This window comes from Ignatzschineria ureiclastica (assembly GCF_003121845.1).
GTDB lineage: Bacteria > Pseudomonadota > Gammaproteobacteria > Cardiobacteriales > Wohlfahrtiimonadaceae > Ignatzschineria > Ignatzschineria ureiclastica.
This window is the reverse complement of the sequence record NZ_QEWQ01000001.1, coordinates 481,200-495,816: the sequence shown is the minus strand read 5'-3', so window position 1 is coordinate 495,816 and position 14,617 is coordinate 481,200. Positions and strand designations below refer to the sequence as shown.

Below are 14,617 nucleotides of genomic sequence, written 5' to 3'. Positions count from 1 at the left end.
AGTATCTCTCAATATTGAAAGATCGTTAAATATAATTCATCGGATTAACCGTTTGCCCTTGTGTGCGGATTTCAAAATAGAGCACTGTGCGACCATCAAAGCTATTTCCCATAGTGCCAATCTGTTCACCTTTCTTCACTTTGCGACCTTCTCTCACATTAATAGAGGAGAGATAACCGTAGGCGGAGTAGGTATTAGCATCATGGCGAATAATAATGAGCTGACCATAACCAGAATTTCCGGCGCCTGAGAAGACAATTTCCCCATCATTTGCGGCAACAATAGGTTGATGTAATGTGCCGGCAATCTGAATCCCTTTTTGGCCAGGGATATTCGGATTATAAGAGCGAACGACATTTCCAGCAGTGGGTTTACGCCAATTTTTTACTTTCGTTGCAACTTTATCTTTTGGTGCCGCTGCAGCTGCGGGCGTGACAACAGTATTATTGCGTTTAGGGAGCGCTTGTGGATTAGCATTACTACTTGCAGTGGAAGCAACAGGGGCAGCGCCGGCTTTACCTTTAACAACTAACGTTTGGCCGACTCGAATATGATTGGGGTTCGAGATATTATTCAATCTTTGTAATTCTTTAACTGACATATTATGTCGTTGGGCGATTTTGCTTAATGAATCGCCGCGGCGCACAGTATATTCTCTTGTGGAGCTACAAGCTTGAACGATCAAAAGAGTGATCAAAAATAGTGCTAGTCGTTTAAGGTGCATAACTCTCTACTTTAACTATCGCTAATAAAAAACCCTAAAAGGAGGGTGATCATTTTAACACCTTCATGCTTTTAGGGGTATGGTTTGTCATAATAAATTCGTATTAAAGATAAATGTTACAATTTATATCAATGAGATATTCACAAAAAGAGTGGATAATCATTAATCTTTATCACTGTAACACTTATCTGTCGATTTTTTGATGACGGATAGACTTACTCAATAGGATCCGTTGCACAGATTGCAGTGACATTGACAATGCGACGCGCTGTTGCAATATTCGTAACAACATGTGCAGGTTTAGAGATTCCTGTAAGAATCGGGCCTACAGCAATGCTATCTGTAATCGTACGAACGAAATTATAAGTTACATTTGCCGTATCTATATTGGCAAAGATGAAGAGATTTGCCATCCCTTGCAGTTCCGAATTAGGGAAGTATGCATTACGATAACGTTCCCAGAGCGCAAGATCAGGTTGCATCTCACCTTCACATTCAAGCTCAGGCGCTTCTGCTTTGAGGATATTCAGAGTCTGTTGCATTTTGCGTGCAAATTTAGATTCCCGAGAGCCAAAGTTAGAGTGGGAAATTAAAGCCACTTTTGGCGTAATACCAAAACGTTCAACCACTTTTGCTGCCATTTGGGTAATATCTGCAAGCTCTTCGGCGGTTGGATCTTCATTGACATGTGTATCGCAGAAGAAGAGAGGGCCTTTTGGAGAGAGGAGCATCGTGATTGCCGCTGGTTGTAAAGTACCTTTACGAAGACCAATTGCATCGACAATATGATGAACATGACGATGATATTGACCTAAAATACCGCTGATTTGGCCATCAATAACGCCTAATTGCAAGAGCATTGCTGAAAGTAGGTTGCCACGTGTTTGCATTCTTTGGCGAGCAAGTTCCGGTGTAATCCCTTTACGGCGCATGACATCGTAATATTTCTCGGCACATTCATCGAGCATTGGCGGATTGCGATAATCAATAATCTGAACATAGTCGCTCATAATATCTTTATTGATCTTATCGGTCGGTGCTAATACTTTAGTTGGTAGATTGATGCCAAGTTCTTCGATACGGCGTTGAATCACTTTAGGCTGGCCAATTAAGATAGGGTTTGCGAGACGATCTTGTTTGACAAGATAAACCGCACGTAGAACACGCTCATCTTCACCTTCACAATAAGCGATAGTTCTAGCATTCTCTTTTGCTTGATTGAAGATTGGGCGCATTGCCATATTGGTCTTATTGAAATGCTCAGTAAGACGTTGGCGATATTCCTCAAAATTGGTAATAGGACGTTGTGCAACCCCTGATTCCATCGCTGCTTTTGCAACGGCAATGGGAAGTTCGACGATTAGACGCGGATCAAATGGTTTTGGAATAATATAGCTACTTGAGAAGCGTAGATTTTCACCCGGATAAGCATGAAGCACTTCATCGGTGGGCTCTTTATGAGTCAATTCTGCGATCGCTTCAACGCAGGCCATTTTCATAGCTTCATTGATCTCTGTTGCACCACAATCGAGAGCGCCTCTAAATAGATACGGGAAGCAGAGCACATTGTTAATCTGATTTGGGTAATCAGAACGGCCCGTTGCAATAATGGCATCTTCCCGTACGGCATGGGCTAATTCAGGACGGATTTCAGGCTCAGGATTTGCAAGAGCAAAGATGAGCGGATGAGGTGCCATTTTAACCACCATTTCAGGGGTTAAAACGCGAGGAGCTGAAAGACCTAGGAAGATATCAGCGCCTTCAATCACTTCACCTAAGGTTGTGCAATCTGTCTGTTGAATAAAAGCCGATTTATACTCATCTAAACTTTCAGGAGTGCGAAGATGATTCACAACGCCTTCACGATCGACCACTGTAATATGCTCTCTCTTAAGACCAAAACGCATTAACAGATTTAAGCAAGAGATTGCTGCAGCCCCAGCACCACTACAGACGACTTTTACATCTTCGATCCGTTTGTCGGTGAGTTTGAGTGCATTAATCACGCCGGCAGCAGTAATAATAGCAGTACCGTGTTGATCATCGTGGAAAACGGGGATATTCATCCGTTTTTTGAGTTCTTTTTCGATATAGAAGCATTCAGGTGCTTTGATATCTTCGAGGTTAATACCACCGAATGTTGGCTCTAGACTTGCAACGATATCGATAAATTTATCAGGATCGAGTTCGTCGACTTCAATATCAAACACATCGATATCAGAGAAGTTTTTAAAGAGAACGCCTTTACCTTCCATAACAGGTTTGCCGGCGAGTGGGCCAATATTGCCCAATCCTAAAACGGCTGTACCGTTACTAATGACGGCAACAAGATTTCCTTTAGCGGTGTAATCTAGAGCTGTTAATGGATCTTTTTGGATCTCTTCACAAGCATAGGCAACGCCGGGAGAGTAGGCTAAAGAGAGATCTTTTTGGTTGACAAGCGGTTTGATGGCTTCAACCGAAATTTTTCCAGGTTTAGGCTGTGCATGATAGCGAAGCGCTTCAATACGAAGATCTTCAGTTTTATTGTTGGGAGAATCCATATTTAGATCTATCCTTTATACTGAAATATGAGGGAAATATTAGATACTAACAAGGATTTTATTGTGAATCTACAGATCGTGTTATAAAAAAACGTAATGGTGAAAGAAATCCATCTTGGATATCTGGAAATGCCCGAATAAAATCGATTAAATAGGGATAGCTACAGTGAAATTATCATTTGTTTATAATGGGGTTTTAGGCGTTAAATTCTCAATTCTATGATCTTCATAAGAATATTAAATGACGATATAATAAGGACGATTTAGATGATATTTGTTATACTAACCGGCAGTGAACAGTATGGCAAAAACTGTTTTGAACTGAGTTTAATGGAAGAGATCATTTCTTCCACTCAAATTTGGAGGGTTGAATGTCCAATCAAGATAAACAATTAGTACTACGAGCCAATACATTCCCATCGGTCGCAGATGGTTTAGATGCTTACATTAGTGCTATCAGTGATATTCCAACGCTCACTGCAGAAGAAGAGCAAGCGCTTGCTTATCGTTTGCTTGAACATCAAGACCTCAATGCTGCACAAACGTTGATTCTTTCCCATTTGAAGTTTGTTGTCCATATTGCCAAGAACTATACAGGTTACGGTTTACCACTGATTGATCTGATTCAAGAGGGTAATGTGGGTCTCATGAAGGCGGTTAAACGTTTTGATCCTGCCTATAATGTCCGGTTGATCTCTTTTGCGGTTTATTGGATTAAATCAGAAATCCATGAATATGTGATTCGCAATTGGCGAATTGTGAAAGTCGCAACCACAAAAGCACAGCGTAAACTCTTTTTTAATCTTCGTTCATCTAAAGAGAATCTCGACTGGTTGACAGATCAAGAAGCATCTGACATCGCGAAAGAGCTCAAGGTGAGTAAAGCAGAAGTAAAACAGATGGAAATGCGTCTTTTTTCTAACGATATTGCTTTTGATCTACCTGTGAATAGTAGTAGTGAAGATGGTGACTTTAGCCCATCTGATTGGCTTGCAAGCCATAATGCAGATCCTTCGCAACAATTAGAGAAAGAGGATTACACGCATTATGAAAATGAGAAGTTAAGTACGGCCTTAGCAGAGCTAGATCCTCGCAGTAAAGATATTATTATGCAGCGCTGGATGCAAGATGAAGATGAAGCGCGTCCGACTTTGACAGAGCTTGCGGATAAGTATGAAGTCTCAGCAGAGAGGATTCGACAAATTGAAAATCAGGCGATGAATAAAATCAAAGACCTGTTAACCGTATAAGAATTTATTATAGTAATAAGACTCAGAAGATGACTTTCTGGGTCTTTTCTATTATTTGGAGAGCAAACAACAATGACAGCAATTTCCCATATTCAAGAGAGTCTCGCCGTTAAAGAGAAAGTATTGGCACAATTACCGGAAGTGATCGAATCGACAGGTCATATTTTAGTAGAAGCATTAAAAGCAGGGAAGAAAGTTTTAGTGTGTGGTAATGGTGGTTCAGCGGCAGATGCACAACATTTTGCAGCGGAATTAATTAATCGCTTTGAAACAGAACGCGCCCCACTGCCGGGTATTGCTTTAACAACAGATAGCTCGAATCTCACATCGATCGCGAATGATTATAGTTATGAGGTGGTTTTCTCAAAACAAGTGCAAGCGTTAGGGCAAGCAGGCGATGTACTGATCGCGATTAGTACAAGTGGTAATTCTGTGAGTATTAATAATGCGGTAGAAGCAGCGCTTGCAAAAGATATGCAAGTATTAGCTTTAACTGGGGAAACGGGCGGTAAAATGGCAGAGATTGCTTCGGATCATCTACATCTTGTGAAAATTCCGAGTCGTAGGACCGCACGCATTCAAGAGATGCATATTTTGGTGATCCATATTTGGTGCGCAATGATTGACCAATCATTTTAAATTATGACTCACATAAGTGGCCGTACAACTAAATAGGTTAGTTGTTATCTGAAAGCGTTAGGTCAGATTAAGGAATATTTTTTCAGTCTCTTAGATTTCAGTCTCTTAGATCTTCAGATAGATCAGAATCAAAATGTGATGAAGGTCAGAGAGAATAGGGAAGTTGTATAGGACATCATGAAGTAGTGATAAGATAAGACGCAGTAATATGTATATCAATAAGTATATGTGATCTCAAAATCAGCTTGAAATTTGCAAATTAGATAATGAATTATCTTCTTTATTATTAATAATAAGTTTGATTGTAAGATATAATGTAAAGATATTTTGCCCTAAATGGTGAGTAAATATGATGAAACGATTTTTGTTATTAGGCAGTGTTTTATGGGTTCTAGCAGGGTGTGTTCCTGCGCTGATAGTAGGTGGCGTTGGTGCAACTGCATTAGGGGTCAATGATCGACGTACAGCAGGACAGATTGTCGAAGATAATGCGATTACCGTAAAGGTGCAAAGTAAAATTGGAGAGTTGCCCGGCAGAATGCATGCTCATATTAGTATTCTCAGTTATAACGGTGTAGTGCTCATTTTGGGAGAGGTCCCAACACAGCAGTTAGGGCTTGAAGTGGAGAAAGCTGTACTTAATACGGAACATGTGAAAGGCGTACATAATGAGCTGATAGTTGCGCCTGAAGCATCTATTGCTAGTATCTCTACCGATTCTATGATTACTGCTAAAGTGAAAGCAGCGCTAGCGACAGAGATTACCCTTAAAGGCTTTAATGCGGCAAATGTGAAAGTAGAAACGTCTCGTCGAAAAGTCTACTTAATGGGAATTGTCAACGAAGCAGAGGCGAAAGAGGCGATTAATATCGCAAGACATGTCGAAGGGGTGGAAGAGGTCGTGCCATTCTTTGATATTGTGAATCGACAATTCTATAATGTAAATTAATACAAAACTTTAATATAAGATTCTTTATAAAAACTGAATAAATAAAAAATTGCTCAGCGAGTTTATAGTAAAATAGAGCTGTTCATTATTCAGATGAATAACATTAAAAAGGTGAATGTAATGGTACAAAAGTATGATGCAATTATAATCGGTGGCGGATCGGGGGGATTATCCTATGCGGAGCGCGCTGCAAGTTATGGTGTGAAATGCCTTCTTATTGAAAAAGATAAGCTCGGCGGTACTTGTGTAAATGTAGGCTGTGTTCCTAAGAAAGTGATGTGGAATGCAGCGAATATCGCTCATACTTTTGATGATGCGAAAGGATATGGTTTCTCTTTCGAAGGGCCAACATTCTCTTGGCCGACACTTAAAGCTAAACGGGATCAATATATTCAAAATATTGTTAGCTGGTATAACGCAAGTTATATGCCCAATGCTGGTGTCGATGTCATTCATGGCGCTGCAAAGTTTGTAGATAACAAGACGGTAGAAGTCAATGGTGAACAATATAGCGCCGAAACGATCGTTATCTCAACGGGAGGATATCCGCTTCGTTTAGATGTGCCCGGAACAGAGTATGGTATTACTTCTGATGAATTTTTTGACCTTGAAGAAGCACCAAAGCGGGTTGCTGTGGTGGGGGCAGGTTATATTGCCGTTGAATTAGCACAATTATTATCGGCATTAGGAAGTAAAACAGAGCTCTTGTGCCGTGGTGATATGGTTCTTCGTCATTTTGATTCTTATATTACAGAGCATCTCTATGAGGAGTTGATGAAAGATGAGCATTTGACACTTCATCCTCGCTCTAATGTACAAGAAGTCACTCAAAATGCAGATGGATCGTTAACGGTTCGCACAGAGCGTGAAACACTTGAGGTGGATCTCTTAGTCTGGGCGATCGGTCGTGGTTATAACACGCGTAATATTGGTCTAGAGAATACAGATGTACCGGTCAATCCGGATGGCACGATTACTGTGGATAAATATCAAGCGACAAATGTTGAGGGTATCTACGCATTAGGCGACATTATTGGTGGAAAATATCAATTAACACCGGTTGCCATTGCTGCGGGGCGGCGTTTAGCAGATCGTCTGCATAATGGCATGACAGATCGTCATTTGGAGTATCACAATATTCCAAGCATTGTCTTCTCACATCCTCCGATTGGCACCACTGGTCTGACTGAAAAAGAGGCGATAGCTGAGTATGGGCAAGCTGCGATCACCTGCTATACTACCTCGTTTACAGCAATGTACTCGAACTTTAGCGATAAACCTGTGAAAACAGCGATGAAGATGGTCTGTGCAGGTGAAGATGAAAAAATTGTCGGTATTCATCTCATTGGTCCTTCTGTTGATGAGATGCTTCAAGGTTTTGCTGTGGCAGTTAAAATGGGTGCGCGTAAACAAGATTTCGATGATACGGTAGCGCTTCACCCGACAGCAGCCGAAGAATTAGTGACAATGCGTTAAATAATAAGACTAATAAATTTCAGATGAATTAAGAGTAGAAAACGGAATGTTAGAATTTTTTCAGGGTATTGATTTCGCAATTTTATTAACATTAGTCTTATCGGTCGGTTTAGTGCTCGCCTTTGAGTTTGTCAATGGTTTTCATGATACGGCAAATGCAGTCGCAACGGTCATTTATACTAAATCATTGAAGCCACGTTTAGCAGTATTTCTGTCAGGGATTTTTAACTTTCTCGGCGTTTTACTCGGAGGATTGGGGGTTGCTTACGCTATTGTCAATCTTTTACCGATGGATCTCTTGGCGAGTGCCGATTCAACAAAAGGCTTAGTTATGGTGGTGTCGCTCTTAGTGGCAGCATTAATTTGGAATCTTGGTACTTGGTATTTTGGTATTCCGGCTTCTAGTTCACACACATTAATTGGTTCAATTCTTGGGGTTGGGCTTGCGAATGCCTTGATTAATGATCACTCATTAGTGGATGGCGTGAATTGGGGGAAAGCTCTAGGTGTCTTTGAATCTCTACTCTTTTCACCTTTTATTGGTGCGGGGTTAGCGGGATTACTGCTTTTAGGTTTATTGCGTTTTCTACCGAATAGTTATATTCATAAAACGCCTTATCAGCGTCATGTGATAGACAATAAGAAAAAGCCTCCTTTTTGGCCACGTTTTTGGCTTGTAACCTCAGCGATGGGAATGAGTTATGCGCATGGGCAAAATGATGGGCAGAAAGGTATTGGTCTAGTGATGTTGGTGCTTTTCAGTGTTGTGCCTGCGCACTTTGTCTTAAATCTCAATTCGAGTGTTTTTGAGATTGAACAGACAAGGGTTGCGGCACAGCAGATGATCGCTTATTACGATAGTAATAAAACGGTCTTAGATGAGCTCTATCCTAAGCAGAGTAAAGTTCAAGCTGAAGATGAAGGTCTCTTTAGTTGTGAATATAGTGAAATGACACAACATTCTGAGAAGTTAATTCATCTTTTAGATGGCATTGATAATTATGATCAACTTACAACAGAACAGCGTTGGGGTGTACGTAATGAAGTTATGTGTTTAGCAAATATTGCTAAAACGCTTGAGTCAGTAGATGCATTACCAGAGGGTTATCGTAAATCGTATAAAGCGATTGGTAAAGATCTCACAAAGACAACGCAATATGCGCCTTTCTGGGTCATTGTTGCAGTAGCGGCTGCGCTTGGGATGGGAACGATGATTGGTTGGAAGCGTGTTGTAGATACTGTGGGCGGCAAGATCGGTAAGAAAGATATGACTTATGCACAGGGAATGAGTGCGCAAATTGTCTCGGCCTTTGCGATTGCTTCAGCGAGTCATTTTGGTTTCCCTGTATCTACGACACATATTCTCTCAAGTTCCGTCGCCGGTACGATGATTGCCAATAAGGCAGGGCTACAAAAATCAACGGTTAAAAATATTATTATCGCGTGGATTTTGACCTTGCCGGTCTCAACTGCGCTCTCTTTTGGGCTTTATGTGCTGGGCACTTATCTGTTTGTGAATTAGGATGAAATTATTAAGTTATGACGAGGCAGCTTTCGCGTTGCAAAACGGGGAAGTGATTGCCTACCCCACGGAAGGGGTATATGGATTAGCAGCTGATGCGACTAATCAATCAGCGGTTGAACGTTTGCTAGCCATGAAGCAACGTGCATCTAGTAAAGGATTTATTGTGATGAGTGCTTCCTTGGAGAAACTAGGCTCATTAATTGAGCCTTTAAATGCAGCGGAGAGAACTGAAGTATTAGAATCATATCGTGGCGGTTTTCGTTACACTTGGATTGTTCCGGCAAAAGAATCCGTTCCACATTATCTGCGAGGTGATTTTTCGACGTTGGCCATTCGGGTTACCAATCATCCGGATGCTTTAGCGCTTTGTGAACGGATGCCTGTTGGTGTTGTTTCTACAAGTGCTAATTTACATCAAGAGGCGCCATTAATGTCGCCTGAAGCGATTATAGAGGTGTTTGGCGCTAATATTGCCGGTGTGATGGTTGGAGAGACGGGTGGGCTATCATCGCCTACACGTATCGTAAATCTTAAAACTAAAGCGGTGATTCGTGCTTAGATTTTAATTAGGATGGCATCATATTTGATTTGAATAAAAGAGGCTTATATGTAAGTCTCTTTTTTATGTGTATCGATCCCCCTCTAAATTTAGGCAAATAAAAAGCCCTGACATGAATGACAGGGCTTTTCTATGATCTTCATCACTCAAAGAGTGTTATAACTCTAGGAGGAGAATGATTGTATATCGATATTGCTATTCATCATAGATAACGGCAATATCCACGAATCAATTAAGCTAATGCTTTGATTTGAGCATTTAAACGGCTAAGAAGACGTGCAACTTTGTTCTTATGGATTAAACCACGTTTTACTGAACGATCAAGTGCGCCTTGAGCTTTAGCGAAAGCTTTAACAGCTTCTTCACGGTTATTGCTCTTGATTGCATTGATGGTTTTCTTAACATAAGTTCTAGTCATTGAACGATATGAAGCGTTAGCTGCATTGTGCTTCTCAGCTTGACGAACGCGTTTTCTTGCTTGTGCTGTATTTGCCAAGGTTGTACTCCAATTTAAAAAAATGTATGAATTTATAACACAATATTGCGCCTAAAATCGGCGCAATTAAATTTGTAATAATCACATATGATTAACCTTTTTCAAGGTTTTGTCAATGTAATTTCACTGAAAATGGGAAGAAAGCGATCACTTTTTTTAAGAGCGATTTCTTAGAAAACAGGAACGATACTACCTTCATATTTTGTTTCAATGAATTGGCGAACATCATCTGATGTAATCACTTCCATTAATGCTTTGATACGAGGATCATTTTCATTTTCAGGACGGACAACAATGATGTTTGTATAAGGTGACTGCGCACCCTCGATGAAGAGAGAATCTTTGGTAGGGTTTAAACCTGCATCTAATGCAAAGTTGGTATTAATGAGTGCTAACTCAACTTCGTCTAGTGTACGAGCAAGCATAGGCGCTTCAAGTTCCACAAATTCTAATTTATGAGGATTCTCAACGATATCAAATGTGGTTGAAAGAATATTGCTCGGATCTTTCAGTTTAATTAAACCTTCATTATGCAATAAAATGAGTGCGCGACCACCGTTTGATGGGTCATTAGGAATACTCACTTTTGCGCCATCAGGAAGGTCACTAATATTTTGAATTTTTTGTGAATAACCGGCAATGGGTTCGATATGAATCGAAGGCGTTAGGGCTACTAAATTGATATTGTGATTTTTGTTAAATTCATCAAGATAAGGCGTGTGTTGGAAGAAGTTTGCATCTGCTTCTTTCTCATCAACCATCATGTTCGGTAATACATAGTCAGTCACAACTACGATATTAAGATCGATATCTTTCTCTGCGAGTTTAGGTGCGATCTGCTCTAGAATCTCTGCATGAGGTACCGGTGTTGCCGCTACAGTGAGCTTTTCTGCTGCAAGACCAAAGAATGGAATAAGGGAAAGTGCTGAAACAAGTGCTAATTTACGCATGATGAATATCCTTTATATGAATGATGAGGAATCGAGCCTCGAGAACTCTTTTATAGCGAGCTTTCTCTATGAAATCAAGCCATTTTGATAAAAATATATTTAAAAAGTATGTTTAGTATGTATTTAATGGGTGGCGTTCAAGGTTAGACGCATCATTCTATAATAGCAATCTCAATGAGCTATTATGAGTTTTACAGTGAGACCGATTCAGCATAAGCTTATTCAAATGCCGGCACATCAGCTGATCGAGGCGAGGAAGCTACTCGAATAGATCGATTGAAATATCGAAATAAAATAAAAAGACCAAAGAAATGATCTTTGGCCTTTCTGATTTATATAGTAATGTCGGTTCAAAATAAGCTTATTTAAATGCCGGCGAATCGGCTGTAATAAGTAAGGAAGCCATTCTATCCGGCATATTGCAAGTGTTGTTTAAAATCAGTTTTCTTAAACCAAATTTACTATACATTGATCACTATAAATTATAGCTATAAACGATTCATATCTCTGCTTATCTATCAATGAGATAGATAAGATTAATAGACTACACTAAATCATGAATTAAGGTTTCACGATCGCCATATAATAGATCGATTAATGGAATCTCAATCATGGTGTAAGCACCAGGTTGTTGTTTTGTCACAGCACGTGCGCTTGATACAAGGATTTGTGCAGTTAATGCAGGGTTATTGATGCGCATATCAAATTCGAAGAGTTGATTATCCGTTTTACCCGAAACACCTTTGCGAGTAATCGTCACGCCATGACCTGCATCTTTGAGCGAATCGATAGAATCAACATGCTCAACGATAGTGTCATCATTTTTGAAGTAATCATCATTCAAAATAGTGTTTTTAACGGTGTCGAAATTAACACCTTGTTCTGTTTCCACATAAACCATACGACGGTGTTTTCCTGTACCAATCGGAATGGTAACAGAGAGTGCATCTTTTACACCCTCAATGGCTTTAACGGCAACAGAGTGTCCCATGCTCATGCCCGGGCCAAAGTTGGTATAAGTAATACCTTTAGGCGCAGCGGCTAAGAGAAGCGCACGAATCACAGAGTCAGAACCGGGATCCCATCCTGCTGAAAGAATCGCACTTTTACCATGCTTTTGGGCTACGTCATTTAAGTGTGCACGGACTTTCGTGATATCTGAGTGAATATCGAAGCTGTCTACGGTATGGATACCTTTCGCTAAGATTTCAGAAGCATATTGCTCAATTTGACGGCTTGGCACACAGAGAATTGCGACATCGACTTTGCCTAATTCGGTGATCTCTGTGACAACGGGATAATCAACGCCCTTAATTGGAGTTGCTTGACGGCGTACGATGCCTGCGATTGTAAAATCAGGTGCCGCTTCAAGGGCATCTAAAACGTAGCGTCCAATATTGCCGTAACCTACAATAGCAGCAGTTATTTTGCTCATAGTAATAATCTCCGGTTGTAAAATTGTGAGAAGAAGCTCGTTAAGAGAGTTTTATAAAAATGATACCAATATAACTAATATCAGGGATCCACTGTTTATATTTTGCAAGTGAGAACACTTATCATTTATTAAAAAATACTCTCAAAAAAAGTGCAATCTCAAGGCTATTGCCACAAGAATGCACTCTCATTTAGATCGAAAATGGATTATTTTCGTGTGTAGTGACGAACGAGCCAATCGCCAACCCATTGCATAATTTGTACCATAATAATGAGTACAATCACAATAAGATACATCAATTCTGACATATTTCTGTGGAAGCCAAAACGAACCGCAATATCCCCAAGCCCGCCTGCACCTACTGTTCCCGCCATAGCGGTATAGGAGAGAATTAAAATACCGGTAACTGTTGTTGCGGCAATTAAACTCGGTCTTGCTTCAGGAAGTAAAACTTTGAGAATAATTGTACGAAGTGGTGTTCCCATACTTTGCGCGGCTTCAATCACCCCTCGATCGATCTCTCTAAATGCGGTTTCTGCAAGTCGAGCGAAGAAGGGGGCAGAGCCGACAACAAGCGGGAAAACGGCCCCTTTTACGCCCATTTTGGTGCCCATAAGATGGAAGGTTAGGGGAAGTAGGACGACAATTAAGATTAAGAAAGGAATGGAACGCAAAATATTGGTGATGAAAGAGAATACTCGATAAAAATTGGGCGCTGCGAGTAATTGCTTAGGCGAAGAGAGAAAAAGCGCAATTCCCCAAGGAAGTCCAATCAGAATGGTAAAGAGCCAAGTAAACCCTAACATAATTAGAGTAATCCAAGTATTTTTGAGAATCATATCCCAATATTGTGCATTGCTAAGAGCATCTAAAAACGCTGTCATAGTTTGGAAAGCCTTTTTTTTGAATCAGGTTGTTAATACAGAATGAATACCACAATGAACGATCAATTATCGAATCGATAGATTGTTATAAGTGCGAATGATCTGTGATTTGAGTAAGTGCCGGTGAAAGTGATGTCACTAATACTTTATGGGCTTTAAAGAGCGTAATCGCCTCTTCAACTTCATCCTTGTCACCATTAATCGTGACAATCATCTGCCCATAAGGAATATCGCGGATATAGCTAATAGAACCCGATAAGATAGAGAGATCGATATTACTCTGTTTGATGATCTGGCTGAGATGGGGTTCAAATGCTTCATTACCGATATAAGAGAGCTGATAGAGATGATCTTGCTGTTCAGGAGCACGCTCAAGATATTTAATCAGTTGTGCTTGCTCAGTCTTATCAATGATAAATTCTTTGGTAACATCAGATGCTGGATGCAAAAAGACCTCTTCTACCGGGCCTTCCTCGATAATTTGACTATCGTGGATCACTGCAACACGGTGACAGATAGAGCGAATCACTTCCATTTCATGGGTAATCAAGACGATTGTTAAATTCAGTTTCTGATTGATATCAACGAGCAGTTCCAGAATAGATTGTGTCGTTTGTGGATCAAGTGCCGAAGTTGCCTCGTCGCAGAGTAGTACTTTCGGATTATTCGCAAGCGCTCTTGCGATCCCTACGCGCTGTTTTTGTCCGCCGGAGAGTTCTGACGGATATTTATTGCGATGATCGGCGATATCGACCAGTTCTAATAGGGATTCTACGCGTTTTTGAATCGCACTTGCGCTCATCTTCTCTAAACGTAAGGGAAAGGCGATATTATCGAATACTGTTTGACTCGAGAGTAGATTGAAGTGTTGGAAGATCATCCCCATTTTCCGGCGTTCATGCATCAAGGCTTTGGCGGAAAGTTTGGTAATATCTGTACCATCAATGATGACTTCACCGCTATCGGGTTTTTCAAGGAGATTCAGGCAACGAATCAAGGTACTTTTCCCGGCACCAGAATGGCCGATTACGCCGAAGATTGTACCTGTATCGACATTCAAGGAGATATCATTCAGCGCAATTTTAGCCCCATTTTTAGTAGGGTAGGATTTTTTGAGATGTTTAATTTTTATCATAAGACAATCTTTATATCTTTATTCGATAGTATGCAGAAGAAACTTTATAAAA

The 14,617-nt window shown here is 40.4% G+C and carries 13 protein-coding genes; 6 read left to right on the top strand and 7 right to left on the bottom strand.

Annotated elements, in window-relative coordinates:
* Window positions 1-25: 25 nt before the first annotated feature.
* Together DC083_RS02070 and DC083_RS02065 are read right to left on the bottom strand one after the other, a co-directional pair.
* Window positions 26-601: a peptidoglycan DD-metalloendopeptidase family protein gene (locus tag DC083_RS02070; protein ID WP_229822116.1), complete on the bottom strand. Its 576-nt coding sequence runs from the start codon at window positions 599-601 to the stop codon at window positions 26-28.
* Between the two features lie 338 nt (window positions 602-939).
* Window positions 940-3,267 carry an NADP-dependent malic enzyme gene (locus DC083_RS02065; RefSeq protein WP_109188593.1) on the bottom strand — a complete coding sequence of 776 codons (2,328 nt, stop codon included), beginning with the start codon at window positions 3,265-3,267 and terminating at the stop codon, window positions 940-942.
* Window positions 3,268-3,638: 371 nt separating this feature from the next.
* On the opposite strand from DC083_RS02065, the gene rpoH reads away from it, so the two are divergent.
* From rpoH to DC083_RS02035, 6 genes are all read left to right on the top strand, one after another.
* Complete coding sequence (gene rpoH / locus DC083_RS02060; protein ID WP_109188592.1) at window positions 3,639-4,517, top strand: RNA polymerase sigma factor RpoH; 879 nt, start codon at window positions 3,639-3,641, stop codon at window positions 4,515-4,517.
* Window positions 4,518-4,589: 72 nt separating this feature from the next.
* Entirely contained in the window at window positions 4,590-5,156 is a 567-nt protein-coding gene (locus DC083_RS02055; protein ID WP_109188591.1) for a D-sedoheptulose-7-phosphate isomerase, read from the top strand.
* Window positions 5,157-5,505: 349 nt separating this feature from the next.
* Window positions 5,506-6,105: a BON domain-containing protein gene (locus DC083_RS02050; protein WP_109188590.1), complete on the top strand. Its 600-nt coding sequence runs from the start codon at window positions 5,506-5,508 to the stop codon at window positions 6,103-6,105.
* A gap of 120 nt (window positions 6,106-6,225) precedes the next feature.
* Window positions 6,226-7,581, top strand: a complete 1,356-nt coding sequence (gene gorA, locus DC083_RS02045) for a glutathione-disulfide reductase (protein ID WP_109188589.1) — start codon at window positions 6,226-6,228, stop codon at window positions 7,579-7,581.
* Window positions 7,582-7,627: 46 nt separating this feature from the next.
* On the top strand, window positions 7,628-9,103 hold the full coding sequence (locus DC083_RS02040; protein ID WP_109188588.1) for an inorganic phosphate transporter: 1,476 nt from the start codon (window positions 7,628-7,630) through the stop codon (window positions 9,101-9,103).
* A gap of 1 nt (window position 9,104) precedes the next feature.
* Window positions 9,105-9,665, top strand: a complete 561-nt coding sequence (locus tag DC083_RS02035; protein ID WP_109188587.1) for an L-threonylcarbamoyladenylate synthase — start codon at window positions 9,105-9,107, stop codon at window positions 9,663-9,665.
* Window positions 9,666-9,897: 232 nt separating this feature from the next.
* Here DC083_RS02035 and rpsT read toward each other — a convergent pair whose 3' ends face one another.
* From rpsT to DC083_RS02010, 5 genes are all read right to left on the bottom strand, one after another.
* Window positions 9,898-10,161, bottom strand: coding sequence for a 30S ribosomal protein S20 (gene rpsT, locus DC083_RS02030; protein WP_109188586.1), 264 nt, complete (start codon window positions 10,159-10,161; stop codon window positions 9,898-9,900).
* Window positions 10,162-10,331: 170 nt separating this feature from the next.
* A complete protein-coding gene (locus DC083_RS02025) occupies window positions 10,332-11,111 on the bottom strand; it encodes a MetQ/NlpA family ABC transporter substrate-binding protein (protein ID WP_109188585.1) in 780 nt (259 codons plus the stop codon).
* A gap of 544 nt (window positions 11,112-11,655) precedes the next feature.
* Window positions 11,656-12,546: a diaminopimelate dehydrogenase gene (locus tag DC083_RS02020; RefSeq protein ID WP_109188584.1), complete on the bottom strand. Its 891-nt coding sequence runs from the start codon at window positions 12,544-12,546 to the stop codon at window positions 11,656-11,658.
* 206 nt (window positions 12,547-12,752) lie between these two features.
* Entirely contained in the window at window positions 12,753-13,430 is a 678-nt protein-coding gene (locus tag DC083_RS02015; RefSeq protein WP_109188583.1) for a methionine ABC transporter permease, read from the bottom strand.
* A gap of 85 nt (window positions 13,431-13,515) precedes the next feature.
* Window positions 13,516-14,565 carry a methionine ABC transporter ATP-binding protein gene (locus DC083_RS02010; protein ID WP_109188582.1) on the bottom strand — a complete coding sequence of 350 codons (1,050 nt, stop codon included), beginning with the start codon at window positions 14,563-14,565 and terminating at the stop codon, window positions 13,516-13,518.
* Window positions 14,566-14,617 lie beyond the last annotated feature (52 nt).